The following is a 13,584-nucleotide window of genomic DNA, read 5'->3' as shown; positions in this document are numbered from 1 at the left end:
CCCCCCCCCCCCCCCCCCCCCCCCCCCCCCCCCCCCCCCCCCCCCCCCCCCCCCCCCCCCCCCCCCCCCCCCCCCCCCCCCCCCCCCCCCCCCCCTCGACCGCGCTTCCGCCACAGCTACGGCTGCACCACGATCTTGCGCCCCACCCCCGCCCTGAACTGGTCGATCGCCTCCGGATACTGCTCCAGCGGCAGCCGGTGGCTGATGAAGACGGCCGGGTCCAGCACCCCGCCGGCGAAGAGCGCGGCGGCCCGCTCGTAGCTGTGCAGGACCGCCATCGAACCGGTGATGGTGATCTCCTGGTTGTAGATCCGGTACGGCTCGATGACCGCGGTCGTGGCGTAGTCCGCCACCCCGAACTGGAGGAACGTGCCGCCCTTGGCGACCCGGCCCAGGCCGTCCTGGATGGCGCCCGCGTTGCCGGTGGCGTCGATGACCACGTCCCAGCCGCCGGGGCGGTCGAACTCCTCGGCGCGGGCGGCCGCCCCCGTGCAGCCCAGGAGCGTGGCGGTCCGAAGGCGCTGCGGGTTGACGTCGAGGACCTCCACCGAGGCGGCGCCCGTACGCTTGGCCAGCTCCAGCATCATCAGGCCCATGGTGCCGGAGCCGTAGATCAGCACCTCGGCGCCCAGGTTGCCCCTCAGCACGTCGTAACCGCGGACCGCGCAGGAGAGCGGTTCGATCAGGGCGGCGTCGGCGACGTCGAGGTGGTCGGGGAGTCGGACGCAGTTGGCGACCGGGGCGACGGCGAACTCGGCCGCACCCCCGGGAACGGTGACGCCGATGGCGGCCCAGTTGTCGCAGAGGTTGCCGCGGCCGGAGCGGCAGTAGCGGCACTCGTGGCAGTGGAGAGAGGGGTCGACGGCCACCTTGTCCCCGACGGCCAGTTCGGTGACGTCGGTGCCGAGGGCGACGATCTCACCGGCGAACTCATGGCCCGGCACGATCGGCAGGGTGGGGGCGAACTCCCCCTGGAGGATGTGGAGATCGGTGCCGCAGAGCCCGCAGGACGCCACCTTCACGACCACGTCACGCCGACCGGGCGCGGGGTCGTCGACCGTGGCGACCGACACCTTGCCGGGGGCCTCGACGATGGCTGCCCTCATTTGACTGCTCCCAGGGAAAGGCCCTGGACGAGTTTGTCCTGGGCGGCGTAGCCGGCGACGAGCACCGGCAGGGACACGACCACCGACGCGGCGCACAGCTGGGCGAGGAAGAGGCCCTGGCTGGTGACGAAGGTGGTCAGATGGACGGGGGCCGTCCCGGCTACCACGCCGGTCAGCACCCGGGCGAACAACAGCTCGTTCCAGCTGAAGATGAAGCAGATCAGGGCCGTGGCGGCGATACCGGGGGCGGCGACCGGGGCGACGACCCGGCCGAGGACGGTGGGCAGCCTGGCCCCGTCGACCTGGGCCGCCTCGATGATGGAGACGGGGACGTCGGCGAGGAAGGACTGCATCATCCACACCGCGACCGGCAGGTTCATCGAGGTGTAGAGCAGGACGAGCAGCCAGATGTTGTCCAGGAGACCGGTGTTCTTCGCGAACAGGTAGAGCGGCAGCAGACCGGCGACCACCGGCAGCATCTTGGTGGAGAGGAAGAAGAACATCACGTCGGTCCACTTGCGCACCCGGCGGATGGAGAGCGCGTACGCCGCCGGAAGCGCCAGCAGGAGAACCAGCACGGTGGAGAACGCCGACGCCATCAAGGAGTTGACCAGCGGCGGCCAGGGGGTGGGGCCGCCTCCTCCGCCGAAGAACGTCCGGTAGCCGTCGAGCGTCAGCGCGGCGGCCAGGGAGGGCGGGTTGGCCGCCGCGTCGGCCTCCGAGTGGAAGGAGGTCAGCACCATCCACAGGGCGGGCAGACAGAAGACCAGGCCCACGGCCCAGGCGGCCAGACCCAGAGCGGTGGAGCGCCTGCGGACCCGGTTCCTCGGGGCGGCGGATCTCGTGGTGGCGCGGGGGCGGGCCGGTGCTGCGGTCGAGGCGCTCATGCGCGGCTCGCCTCCTCACGGAAGAGGGAGGAGACCACCCGGAGCGCGAACGTCGCGATGATCACGGTACCGATCACCACGACCACGCCCACGGCGGACGCCAGTCCGTACTCATGGGCCCGGTAGAAGGTCTCGTAGACGGTGTACGGGAGGTTGGCGGTGCCGAGGCCGCCCGCGGTGATGGTGAAGACGGCGTCGAAGTTCTGCACGATGTAGACCGAGCCCAGCAGGACGCCGAGTTCGAGGTAGCGGCGCAGATGGGGCAGGGTGAGGAAACGGAACATCTGCCAGGGGCCCGCGCCGTCGAGCCGGGCGGCCTCCATCATCTCGGCGGGGCGGCTCTGCAGTCCGGCCAGCAGGATCAGCATCATGAACGGCGTCCACTGCCAGACGAGGGCGGCGGCGATCGCCATCAGGGGCATCTGGGAGGTCCACTCCGGCTGGGCTGGGGAGTCGATGCCGAAGAGATTCCCGAACCAGGTCAAGGCCCCGTTGAACAGCCCGTATGCAGGGTTGTAGAGGGCGTGCTTCCACAGCAGCGCCGCCGAGACCGGCACGATCAGGAACGGGGTGATGAGGAGGGTGCGGACGAAGCCCCGGCCGAAGAAGGTGCGGTCGAGCAGAAGGGCGAAGGCGAGGCCGAGGACGACGCTCACGATGACCACGGTGGCGGTGAGCAGGACGGTGGTCAGGACCGAGTCGCGCAGGGCCGGGTCGGTGAAGACCGAGCCGTAGTTGGCGAATCCGGTGAAGTGGCGCTGGTCCGGCTTGAGCGGGTTCCAGTCGAAGAAGGAGATCACCAGCGTTGCCACAAAGGGCAGTTGGGTGACCACGATCAGGAAGACGAGGGCGGGCAGGAGCGGTGCGCGGGTCGCCCAGGCCTTGGCTCTGCTGCCCGTGGGGCGCTTGTCGGCGGGGGCGGGACGGGGCGGGGTCGGCCGCACGGCCGTCGTGGCGGTCATCGGTACTCCTCCGCGACCTTCTCGGCCAGCCTCTGGGAGGCGGCGAGCGCGGCGTCCACCGACTGGCGGCCCGCGATGGCGGCGCTGATCTCCTGCGCCACCTTGGTTCCGAGGTCGGTGAACTCCGGTACGCCGACGAACTGGATGCCCGCCGTTGGGCGAGGCTGGGTGCCGGGGTTGTCGGGGTCGGCCTCGGATATGGCCTGCTGGGTGACGTCCGCGAACGCCCCTGCTTCCTTGCGGTAGTCGGGGTGGGCGTAGGTGGACGCGCGTTTGCCCGCTGGGACGTTGGACCAGCCGCTGGTGGCGCCGACGAGTTCCTCGTACTCCTTGCCGGAGGCCCAGGAGATGAACTTCCAGGCGTCGTCGGCCTTCCTGGTGGCGTTCTGCATGCCCCAGGCCCAGGTGTAGAGCCAGCCGGAGCTGTCGGTCCGCTCGACGGGGGCCGGTACGTACCCGATCCTGCCCTTGACGGGTGAGCCCTTGGCCTCCAGTGATCCGGCGCCGGCGGTGGCGTCGTACCACATGGCGGTCTTGCCCTGGGTCATGTTGTTGAGGCACTCGGCGTACCCGGACTGCGGGGCGCCGAGCTGTCCGTGCTTGCGCACGAGGTCGACGTAGAACCGGGTCGCCCTCTTGAACTCCGGTGCGGTCAGCTGCGGTTGCCAGTCCTGGGTGAACCAGGTGCCGCCCATGGTGTTGACGACGGTGGTGAGCGGGGCGATGACCTCGCCCCAGCCGGGCAGTCCACGCAGGCAGATTCCCTTCATCCCGCGCCGCGAACCGTCGGCCGCGGCGGCGAGTGCGGCGACCTCCTGCCAGGTGGGTCTGGCGGGCATGGTGAGCCCTTCCTCCTCGAAGACGTCCTTGCGGTACATCAGGAAGGAGGACTCGCCGTAGAAGGGCTGGGCGTAGAGCCTGCCGTCCTTGTGGGTCAGCGACGCGCGCAGCGGCGGGAGGATGTCCTGCTGGTCGAAGTCCGGGTCGGCCTCGACGTATTCGTCCAGCGGGCGGAGCCAGCCGTTCTCGGCGAAGAACGGCAGCTCGAAGTTGGAGATGGTGGCGATGTCGTACTGACCGGCCTGGTTGGAGTAGTCCTGGCTGATCTTGTCGCGGACGTCGTTCTCGGGCAGCACCGTGAAGTGGACGGTGATACCGGTCTCCTTGGTGAAGTGCTCCCTGGTGAGCTTCTGCAGTTCGACCATCTGCGGGTTGTTCACCATCAGGACGTTGAGGGCGTCACCGCCCCCGAAGGAGGTCCCGCCCGCTCCGGCGCAGCCGGTGGCGAGCAGGGCGAGTGCCGTGGCCACGGCGGCGGCGCGCGGCAGGCGGCGTGGTCCGTGCCGTCGGCGGGGGTGGTGGCGCATGGGGACTCCTGATCAGTCGTAGCGGCTCGGTGATCCGGTCGGTCGAAGGCGGCAAGGCGGCGAGCGATGAAGCGATGGGGGAACAAGGGGATACGGGGATGCCGGGTGGTCCGATCGGGGTGTACCGGGGCAGGGCCGACCGCGCCCCGGCGGGGGCGGGGTGCGGTGGTACGGGGGGTGCGCGGCCGGTACGGGACCGGGGGCGCGGGGTCAGACGCGGATGACCTGGGGGCCCAGGAGGGAGTAGCGCTGGGCCTCGGCGGAGGAGAGCCCGGCGTCGGTGACGATCGTCTCGAAGTCCCCGATCCCGGCGAACCGGCAGAAGCTCACCGCGCCGAACTTGGCGTGGATCCCGACGAAGGCGCGCCGCCGGGAGCTGCGCATGGCCTGGGCCTTGACCTCGCTGACGGCCGGGTCGGGGGTGGTGAGGCCGTACTCGCGGGAGATGCCGTTGGCACCGACGTACGCGAGGTCGATGACGAAGCCGGCGAGCATCCTGGAGGCCCAGTGGTCGACGGTGGCCATCGTGGAGCCGCGGACCCTGCCGCCGAGCAGGATGACGGAGATCTTCTCGGCGTCAGCGAGGACGGTGGCGACGGCCAGGGAGGCGGTCACCACGGTCAGCGGGCGGTCCCGGGGGAAGGCCTCGGCGACGAGCTGGGGGGTGAAGCCCTCGTCGACGAAGACGGTCTCGGCGTCCCCGAGCAGATCGGCGGCGGCGGCCGCGATCCGCGACTTCTGCGGGACGTTGCGGGTGGTGCGGACCGCGAGCGTGGTCTCGAAGCCCGCCGACTCCACCGGGTAGGCGCCGCCATGGGTGCGGCGGACGAGGCCGTGCTCCTCCAGTGCGTGCAGATCGCGCCGGACGGTCTCCTTGGCCACCTGGAAGAGCGCCGCGAGCGCGTTCACCTCGACCGAGCCGTCCCGTCGGGCGGCATCGAGAATTCCTCTGCGGCGTTCGTCGGTGTCCACGACACACATCCCTGGCTCTTGCGGCGGCGCTTTCGGGGGGCGGCCCGGTCCGTTCGGGCCCATGTGACGTTTCTACAAGCAGGGTCAGCCGCTCGACCAGGCTCTTCGCCGGATTCCCTCTGCCCGTTCGTGCCCGAATTCCCGGCGGGCCGCCGCTGCTCACACGCCTGTCGGCGGGTCTTCCGGGCGCTCCCGGTGCCCGCTCGGCGGGGGCGGGCGCCCGAATCGCGCCCGGTCCGGGGAACGCGCCCGTCGGACAGGGCCCGCTCCCCGGGGAGGCACGGCTCCCGTTCTCGCGGAAGGGTCAGACGGTGGTCTCCTCCTCCAGCCCTTCGAGGCTGTCCATGAAGGAGCTGACGGAGAAGACGGCCCGGCCGGGACCCGCGGGGCCGTAGCCGGGCGGGGAGTTGAGGCCGAACTCCTCCAGCGTCGCCCGGTAGGCCTGGAGCAGCCGGATGTGGTACTCCAGGGGCGCGCCGAGCGGGTTGGCCTTGCCGAGGGGAGTGGTGGGCTCCGGGCACCAGGTGGTGAAACGCGGCACGACCCCGTTGGACATGAAGAACCGCAGCCCCTCGGTGGTCGAGTCGATGGCCTCGCTCACCTTGGTGAAGCCGAAGGGCTCGGCCATCTCGATGCCCGCGACGAAGTTGGGGATGACGTTGCGCGGCCCGAACACCTCGGCGGAGTCCAGGATGCGGCGGTGCCACTCGTCGCGGCCGACGTACCGCTCCTTGCCCGGGCAGTGGAGCTGGAAGAGCCGACGGTCCCACACCTCGAAGTTGGGGTGGTAGATGCGGATGCCGTAGTCGTGGAAGCGCTGAACGTCCTCGCGGGGCAGCGCCTGGGCGACCACCTTGCCGGTCCAGCGGCCGGGGAAGCGCTCCTCGATGGCCTTGGCGTAGTGGCCGTAGAAGTCGGCCTCGTCGCGTCCCCCGACCTGGGAGGTGATCGAGCCGCCGGTGAGGGTGTAGGCGCGGGAGACGCCCGCGGTGTCGTACCGGTCGATGATCTCCAGGGCCTCCAGCACCTCCTCGACCGGCTTGACCCCGGTGTACGGGCGGCCCGCCGCCTTGTGCTGGCGCCAGTTGTGGTTGATGTCGCAGAACTGGCACTCCTCCTTGGCGCCGAAGTACTGGCACACCCGGAAGACCGTCAGGTAGATGAGGTAGCCCCACTGGATGGTCGGGGCGACCTCCATGACGGACTTGCCGTTGGAGAGCTGGTGACGGTAGTACTCCGGCATCGGCGGAAGGCCGACGTCCGCGATCCGTGCCCCGTCCAGGTAGAGGCCCAGCGTGCCGTCCTCGCCGCCGCGCACGACGTAGGGGGAGTCGGGGTTGACCCGCACCGAGACCACCGTGCGGCGCAGCCCGTAGGGTCCGCCGGTGAGGACGACCTCCTCCGGCGGTCGGTTGAGCGCGGCGGCGCCCAGCTCGGGCAGGGTGCGGTGGTCGAAGGAGAAGATGAAGTAGGACTTCGGCTTCACGTCACCGGTGGCGCCGCCGATGGATCCGCTGAGCGCGGACTCGTCGAAGGCCATGCCGCCGCGCAGCAGGTCTTCCTTGATGACGGCTTCCCGGGGCACCTCGGGGAAACGCCCCATCAGGTCCTCGACCAGTGCCGTACGACTGCTGCTCGGCATGTACGCGAACCTCCGTTGTCACCCCACCCGCGACTGCGCACGCACGGGTGGGCAGGTCTGTCCAGTCAGGCTGGCAAGCCTACGCCAACGGCTTCTCCCACCTGCATTGACCAGGTGGAAACGGGCTGCGGGGGCGGTTCGGCAGGTACGTCACCGCCGTGGCCGGGGCCATGCGGGAGAGGAGGCGGGTGCCACGCGTGGGCCGAACACCCGGCGCCGCGCCGGGCCGGCACACCGGCCGCCGAGGGCGGGGACCGGACGCCTCGTGGTCACGGCCGCTCCTCCGCCGGGACCGTGATCACCGGGCAGGGGGCCCGGTGCAGCAGCCCGTGGACGACCGAGCCCAGCCGCATGCCCGTGTAGCCGCCGTAACCCCGGCGGCCCACCACGAGGGCCTGTGCGTGCTCGGCGGCCTCCGCCAGCGCCTCGACCGGGGAGCCGGTCACCACCTCATGGCTCACCCGCACGCCGGGGTACTGCTCGGCCCACCCGGCGGCGGTCTGGGCCAGCAGCCGACGCTCGGTGTCGAGGGGAGCGTCCCGGCCCCGGAACGAGAACACCGGCGGCTGCCACACCGCCACGGCCCGCAGGGCGCAGCCCCGCAGATCGGCCTCCTCCAGGGCCAGCGCCAGAGCCGCCTTCGAGGGCTCGCTGCCGTCGACGCCCACCACCAGGTACGGCGGCTGCCCGGTGCTCCGCGCCCTCTGGACCACGACGGCCACGGGGCAGTGCGACTGCGCGGTGACCGGGACGACGAGCGAGCCGGCGCTGAGGAACTCCGCCATCCGGCCCAGCTTCCGGGAACCGAGCACCACCATGCGGGCTTCGCGGGTCAGACCCGCCAGGGTGGGCGCGGGGATCCCGTCGAGGAGCGAGGCGGTGGTCCGGATCCCCGGCTGCCGCTCACCCGCCCAGGCGTGGGCCGACTCCAGGGCGTGGGCGGCGGACTCCTCGAACTCGCGGTGGCGGGGGAGGTCGCCGGGGCGGCGGGGCTCATGGAGCGGCGGGACGGCGACGACCAGCCGCAGCGGGAGACCGCGGCGGTGGGCCTCGTCCGCCGCCCACCCGACGGCCGGATGCCAGTCCTCGCGGGGGTCCACGCCGACCACGATGTGCTGGCGTGTCGCCGAGCTGCTCATGAAGGGTTCCTCCTGCCGCACGGGACCGCATGTTCTCCTGGGCTCCCGGGCTGGTACCTGTTCTCCGGGCTTCCCAGTGTGGTACGGGAAGGACCGGAGGGCGCCCGGACCGGCACGGGGACGATTTCGGGTTCCCAGGCTCGTACGGGGACGCGAGCGGCGGAAAGGGCCGCTGGGGAACCGGAAGGGGCCCGGCCGGTCCGGGGGCAGGGCCGTTCGGCCCCTCCCTCCGCGGGCGGTCGCGGCGGAGGGTGGAGCTGCGGGAAGAGGAGCGCAGGAGGAAGCCATGCCCACCACAGACGAACTCGTGGAGACCGTGACGGCGCTGGTCGAGGACGCCGTCACCGCCCCGTCCATGCACAACGCCCAGCCGTGGAGGTTCACCCATCACGTCGGCACCCGTTCGCTCGCCCTGTACGGCGACCCGTCCCGCACGCTGCCCGCCGGCGACCCGGAGGGCCGCGGGCTGCATCTGGGGTGCGGGGCGGCGCTGTTCAATCTGCGGGTGTCGGCCGCCCACCACGGTTGGCACGCCGCCGTCGAGCTGCTCCCCGACCCTCACGACCCCTGGCATCTGGCCGATGTGGTGCTCCAGGAGCCGGACCGGGGGGAGCCGGGGCTCGCGGGGCCGGGGCTGGCCGACCTCCACCCGGCGCTGGCGCGGCGCCACACCAGCCGCTTCCCCTTCTCCGACGAACGGATTCCGGGCGAGATCCTCGACGGGCTGCGCGGTGCCGCCCTCCTGGAGGGGTGCCGGCTGATCGTGCCGGGGTCCTGGCACTCGGACGCCGTCCTGGACCTGGTGCGCGACGCCGAGCTGTTCGAGTCCGCCGATGCGGCACTGCGCGAGGAGATCGCCTCCTGGACCCGTACGGGCAGGGCCGGTGAGGGGCCCGCCACCGAGGGCATCCCGTCGTACGCCTTCGGCCCCCGCCAGTACGGTGTGACCGCTCCGGCCCGTGACTTCGACCCTGGGCGCGGCCTGCCGGGCCGGATCGCCACCGACTTCGAGGAGCGGCCGCAGATCGCGCTCCTGGGCACCCTGGACGACTCCCCGGCCGACTGGCTGCGGGCGGGGCAGGCCATGGAGCGTGTACTCCTCCAGGCCACGCTCGACGGTCTGTCGAACTCGCTGATGTCGCAGCCCCTCGAATGGCCCGAGCTGCGCGCCCTGGCCCGTGAGCCCGGCTCGCCGACGGGCTTCGTCCACATGCTGTTCCGGTTCGGTTACGGGCCCCGGGGGACACGGACGCCGCGCCGGCCGGTGGGCGAGGTTCTGACCGTGGAGTAGGAGGTCGTCATGCCGTCCGCCTCCGCACAGGCGGGCGGTTCCGGTGGGGTGAGGCCGACAGGGGCGGCGGCGCCGACGGAGAGGGGCCCGGGAGGGACTCGGGGCGGTTCGGCGCGTGACGGCTCCGCGTATCAGCTCAGGGCTTCCGGGGCGGTTCCGCGTGTCAGCTCATGGCTTCCGGGGCGGTTCCGCGCGTGTCCGTCGCGCTGAAGCCGGGCGGGATGATCTGGACCGGGCAGTGGCCGTGGTGCAGCAGGGCGTGGGTGACCCGGCCCAGTGCGGCCCCGGAGCCGAGCATCCGGCGCCGGGTGCCCATCACCAGCAGGTCGGTGAGGGTCGAGGCCTCGACGAGGATGCCCGGCACACTGGTCCCCGTCTCGACGTCGTGGGTGACCGTGAGGCCGGGGTACCGCTTCCGTACCTCCTCGGCCACGGCAGCCGTCTCGTGCACCTTCTCCTCGGTGATCTCCCCGATGCTGTCGAGCATGGTGGTGAACCTGCCGACGTAGGCCAGCACGTTGCTGACGCTCAGCAGCCGCAGGGACGCCTCGCGCGCGTCCGCCTCCGCCGCGGCGATCAGCAGCCAGTCCAGATCGGACGTGCCCCGCACGGCCGCCGTGACCACTCCGGTCGCCGGCCGGTCGGTCTCGCCGCGTACGACGACCACCGGGACCTCGGTCCGTGAGGCCACCCCCAGGCCGACGGAGCCGAGGGTGAGCGCGGCGAACCCGCCCAGCCCCCTGCTGCCCACGACGATCGTGCCCCGGTCGCCGGCCGCCGCGTGCAGGGAGGCCACCGCGTCCCGGTTGCTCAGTTCCTTCGTCACGGTCAGGTCGGGGTAGGCGGCCCGGACCGCCTCCGCGGTCCCGTCCAGCAGTTCCTTCCCCGTCTCCCGCAGGGCACGGAAGGTCTCGGCCGGGGTGAAGACGGACCGGCCCTCGATGTCGGCGGCATGGACGATGTTCAGCGGCCGCCCGCGGTGGTCGGCCTCGGCGGCGGCCCACAGGGCGGCTGTCCGTGCCTGCGGGGACGCGTCCACTCCGACGGCGACGGCGCCGAGTTCCACGGGGTCGGAAACGTCGCTGGTCATGGCTCCTCCTCGGGGTGGCCATCATCGACGGGTGGGCAGGGGGGCCACCCCTCCACGGTCGCACCGCGGGGCGGCCCCCGCAGAAGGGCCCTTCGGCCCCGATCGGGCCCTGTCGGCCCCTGCCCGGCGCCCGCCCCGGCGGGGAGGCTGGAACCGTGGTTCCACCATCGAGAGCCCGTCCGTGGTTCCGCCCCCGGAACCCGGCGCACCGAGGAGGCCCTGGTCATGACAGCCCGCGTCACCGTCGGAATGGACGAGTCCCCCGAGAGTCTCGCAGCGGCGCGCTGGGCCGCGGAGGAGGCCTGGCTGCTCGACGTTCCGTTGCACCTGATGCATGTGGAGGAGTGGCCGATCACCACCGAGGTGCCGGTGCTCGCGGCGGAAGCGCTGGTCGAGCGGTACGGGACCCTGCTGCGGAACACGGTGGGCCGGCTCAGGCGCGAGCGCCCCGGCCTGGAGGTGACCACCGAGATGGCCCGGGGGCGCGCGGACGCCGAGCTGACCGCTGCCGCCGCCGAGTCCGAGGTGACGGTGCTGGGCTCGCGGGGGCTCGGCGGTGTCGTCGGCTTCCTGATCGGTTCGGTGTCGCTCGCGGTCGTCGGCCGGGCGCGGCGGCCGGTGGTGCTCGTGCGGTCGCCGGAGGACACCCGTGCGGACTCGTCCGTGCCGAGCGCCGACGGCTCGCCCTCGGGCATCGTGCTGGGGCTGGACATCGACCAGCCGGGCGACCCGGTGCTCGCCTTCGCCTTCGGGGAGGCCGCCCGCAGGAAGGAGGAGCTGCGGATCGTCCACTGCTGGGCCCCGTCACCGGTCTACGGATACGCGGCCCTCCTGGACCCGGGTGCCGGCAGCGGGGTCGGTCGGCGGGCCGCGGAGGTGCTGGCCGACGTGGTGCGGCCCTGGCGGCAGCGGTTCCCCGCCGTCCGGGTGACCGAGCGGGCGGTGGTGGGGCCGGCGGCGGCCGAGCTGGTGGACGCGTCCCGGGGGGCCGGGCTGCTGGTCGTGGGGCGGCGCAGTCGGCGAACCCCGGTGGGCCCGCACCTCGGCCATGTCGCGCATGCCGCGATCCACCACAGCCCGGCACCGGTCGCGGTCGTGCCGTTCGAGTGACCCGGGGCGCCGCGCCCCGTGGAGGCCGGGGCGTGTCAGCGGGTGTCCTCCGGGGCGTCGGCCACGATGATCCTGCGCCCGGTGGTACGCCGGGGCGTGAGGATCATGACGTGTTCGCGCCCCTCCCCCGCCCAGGGACCCGAGTACGCCGTCTCCCTGAGCCGGAGCGCCTCGCTCTCGTCCTCCACGGCCCGGACGGTTCCCACGAGCAGCACGCTCCAGCCCTTGCTGAAGGCGTCGTCGATGTGGTCGGTCTCGAAGGCGACCTCCGTGCCGGCCGCTCCGGCGAGCAGGGAGCGGTCCCCGGTGGTGAACATGACCTCGCCGTCCAGCACCTGGTAGTTGACCGGCAGGACGACCGGTCCGTCGCCCCCGGTCAGGGCCACGCGCCCCACCCCGTGGTCACCGAGCAGCTCCCGGCATTCCGCCTCGTCGAGTTCGACCATCCGGGCCGCACGCGCCGGCCGGCCGAGCCCGCCCGGCAGGTCCACGGTCCCGCCGGTCAGCTCCTGGACCGTGGTCTCCAGCGCGTCCGCCAGCCGGAGGAGGAAGCCGATGCCGGGGGTGGCGGACTGCTCCTCCACGTACTGGATGTAGCCGGGTGCGGCACCCGCCCGCAGGGCCACGTCCTGCCGGGAGAGATCGAGTTGGTGGCGGCGCGCCGCGACGCGTCGGCCGATGTCGCCTCGCGGCGACTGCGGTGCTCGGGACATCGTGTGGTCCTTCGGCTCGTGGGGCTTCGACTCATGGGGCGGGGCCCTACGTGCCCACGCTAACGAGAGCCCGGAGCTGGCGCAGTCCGGAAACCCGAGCCCAGAACCCCCTAAGGTTAGGCTCGCCTTATGCATGATGGGCCCGGCCCTTCCCCATCCCCTCTCGCAAGGAGATGTTCATGCGCCTCGCGGCGGACGCGACCAGCCCTTTCACTCCCTTCGGGCTCCCCGGTGAGCCCGGCACCGACGCGTTCTGGGCCTCGGCCCGGACCCCTGCCTCCGTCCCCTCGGACGACGGCTGGAGGACCCTGTTCCTGTGGCGAGGCTCGCCGGCCGACCTGGACTTCGAGAGCTGGTCGGGGCCGGTCCCGCTGCGGCGGTGGGGTGACACGGACTGCTGGTACGCGGAGGTCCCCATGCCCGCCCGGCTGCGGGTGACCTACCGCTTCCTCGTGGACGGCGAGGCCCGCGCCGACCCCCTCAACCCGGCCGGGGCGGGCGGTGACCGGTCCATCACCGCGACCCCGGACGCCCCGCCCCAGCCGCACTGGCCCGCCCTCGGCCCGGACGCCGTGCTGCCGCTCCCCCGGACCCGGCTGCGCTGGAACAGCGAGCGGCTCGGCGGGCGGCGGACCGTGCGCGTCCATCCGGTGGGCGGTGGCGGTCCGATGGTGCTGCTGCTGGACGGGGACGACTGGCTGTACCTCCACCCGGCGATGAGCGCCTTCGCATCCGCTGTGGCCGCAGGGGAGTTGGAGCCCGTCACTCTGGTGTTCCTGCCGGCCGGGAACCGGTCGGCCGAGTTCGGGTGCCGGCCCGAGCTGTGGGAGGCGGTCCGGGACGAACTACTGCCGCTGGTGGCCGGGTCCGGCGTACCGGCCGACGGGGGCAGGCTGGTGGTCGCCGGGCAGAGTCTGGGCGGGCTGAGCGCGCTCTACGCGGCGCTGGCGTTCCCGGAGCTGGTCTCCCGTGTCGCCTGTCAGTCGGGGTCGTTCTGGTGGACGCCCCGCGCCGAGGAGTCAGCGGACCCGCTGGGCGGGCCGGTCGGCGGGACGATCGCCGGACTCCTGCGCGAGCGGCCCCACTTGTCCGGGCTGCGCTGCGCGTTCGACGTCGGCGAGCACGAGACGCGGATGCTGCCCCACTGCGAGCTGATCGAGTCGCTCACCGAGCGGGCCGGGGCGACCGTACGGATCTCCCGGTCCGCCTCGGACCACGACCGCGCGGGCTGGCGACAGGCGCTGCTCCGGGATGTCGCCTGGGCGCTGGACTGAGCGGTGCGTCGCCGGGCGCAGGGGACGGGCG

Annotated in this window: 12 protein-coding genes; 3 read left to right on the top strand and 9 right to left on the bottom strand. The window is 72.7% G+C overall.

The window, feature by feature from the left end; translation table 11 throughout:
* Positions 1-116: 116 nt before the first annotated feature.
* The 7 genes from AC0682_RS20490 to AC0682_RS20460 form a co-directional block, all read right to left on the bottom strand.
* A complete protein-coding gene (locus AC0682_RS20490) occupies positions 117-1,106 on the bottom strand; it encodes a zinc-dependent alcohol dehydrogenase family protein (RefSeq protein WP_478534407.1) in 990 nt (329 codons plus the stop codon).
* Positions 1,103-1,993, bottom strand: coding sequence for a carbohydrate ABC transporter permease (locus tag AC0682_RS20485; protein ID WP_478534406.1), 891 nt, complete (start codon positions 1,991-1,993; stop codon positions 1,103-1,105). The genes AC0682_RS20490 and AC0682_RS20485 overlap by 4 nt, the downstream gene beginning before the upstream one ends.
* Positions 1,990-2,955 carry a carbohydrate ABC transporter permease gene (locus AC0682_RS20480; protein ID WP_478534404.1) on the bottom strand — a complete coding sequence of 322 codons (966 nt, stop codon included), beginning with the start codon at positions 2,953-2,955 and terminating at the stop codon, positions 1,990-1,992. Before AC0682_RS20480 ends, AC0682_RS20485 begins: the two co-directional genes overlap by 4 nt.
* Positions 2,952-4,322, bottom strand: coding sequence for an ABC transporter substrate-binding protein (locus AC0682_RS20475; protein ID WP_478534403.1), 1,371 nt, complete (start codon positions 4,320-4,322; stop codon positions 2,952-2,954). The genes AC0682_RS20480 and AC0682_RS20475 overlap by 4 nt, the downstream gene beginning before the upstream one ends.
* A 210-nt stretch (positions 4,323-4,532) precedes the next feature.
* Positions 4,533-5,294: a DeoR/GlpR family DNA-binding transcription regulator gene (locus tag AC0682_RS20470; RefSeq protein ID WP_478534402.1), complete on the bottom strand. Its 762-nt coding sequence runs from the start codon at positions 5,292-5,294 to the stop codon at positions 4,533-4,535.
* Between the two features lie 304 nt (positions 5,295-5,598).
* Complete coding sequence (locus AC0682_RS20465; protein WP_019763021.1) at positions 5,599-6,936, bottom strand: radical SAM protein; 1,338 nt, start codon at positions 6,934-6,936, stop codon at positions 5,599-5,601.
* A 269-nt stretch (positions 6,937-7,205) separates the two neighbouring features.
* Positions 7,206-8,075: a universal stress protein gene (locus tag AC0682_RS20460; protein ID WP_478534401.1), complete on the bottom strand. Its 870-nt coding sequence runs from the start codon at positions 8,073-8,075 to the stop codon at positions 7,206-7,208.
* Between the two features lie 286 nt (positions 8,076-8,361).
* Between AC0682_RS20460 and AC0682_RS20455 the strand changes: the two genes are divergently transcribed.
* Positions 8,362-9,366 (top strand): Acg family FMN-binding oxidoreductase, encoded by a 1,005-nt coding sequence (locus AC0682_RS20455; RefSeq protein WP_478534399.1) that lies wholly within the window; start codon positions 8,362-8,364, stop codon positions 9,364-9,366.
* Between the two features lie 163 nt (positions 9,367-9,529).
* Here the strand turns inward: AC0682_RS20455 and AC0682_RS20450 are convergent, their stop codons facing one another.
* Complete coding sequence (locus AC0682_RS20450; RefSeq protein ID WP_478534398.1) at positions 9,530-10,456, bottom strand: universal stress protein; 927 nt, start codon at positions 10,454-10,456, stop codon at positions 9,530-9,532.
* 225 nt (positions 10,457-10,681) lie between these two features.
* Between AC0682_RS20450 and AC0682_RS20445 the strand changes: the two genes are divergently transcribed.
* Positions 10,682-11,566: a universal stress protein gene (locus AC0682_RS20445; RefSeq protein WP_478534397.1), complete on the top strand. Its 885-nt coding sequence runs from the start codon at positions 10,682-10,684 to the stop codon at positions 11,564-11,566.
* A gap of 35 nt (positions 11,567-11,601) precedes the next feature.
* Here the strand turns inward: AC0682_RS20445 and AC0682_RS20440 are convergent, their stop codons facing one another.
* Entirely contained in the window at positions 11,602-12,279 is a 678-nt protein-coding gene (locus AC0682_RS20440; protein ID WP_478534395.1) for a helix-turn-helix domain-containing protein, read from the bottom strand.
* 173 nt (positions 12,280-12,452) lie between these two features.
* On the opposite strand from AC0682_RS20440, the gene AC0682_RS20435 reads away from it, so the two are divergent.
* The gene (locus AC0682_RS20435; RefSeq protein ID WP_478534393.1) at positions 12,453-13,553 is read left to right on the top strand and encodes an alpha/beta hydrolase-fold protein; all 1,101 of its coding nucleotides are present in this window, start codon (positions 12,453-12,455) and stop codon (positions 13,551-13,553) included.
* Positions 13,554-13,584 lie beyond the last annotated feature (31 nt).

This window comes from Streptomyces sp. NPDC043746 (assembly GCF_056436485.1).
Note: the sequence above shows the minus strand (reverse complement) of the source record. Positions and strands in the feature narration are given on the sequence as shown.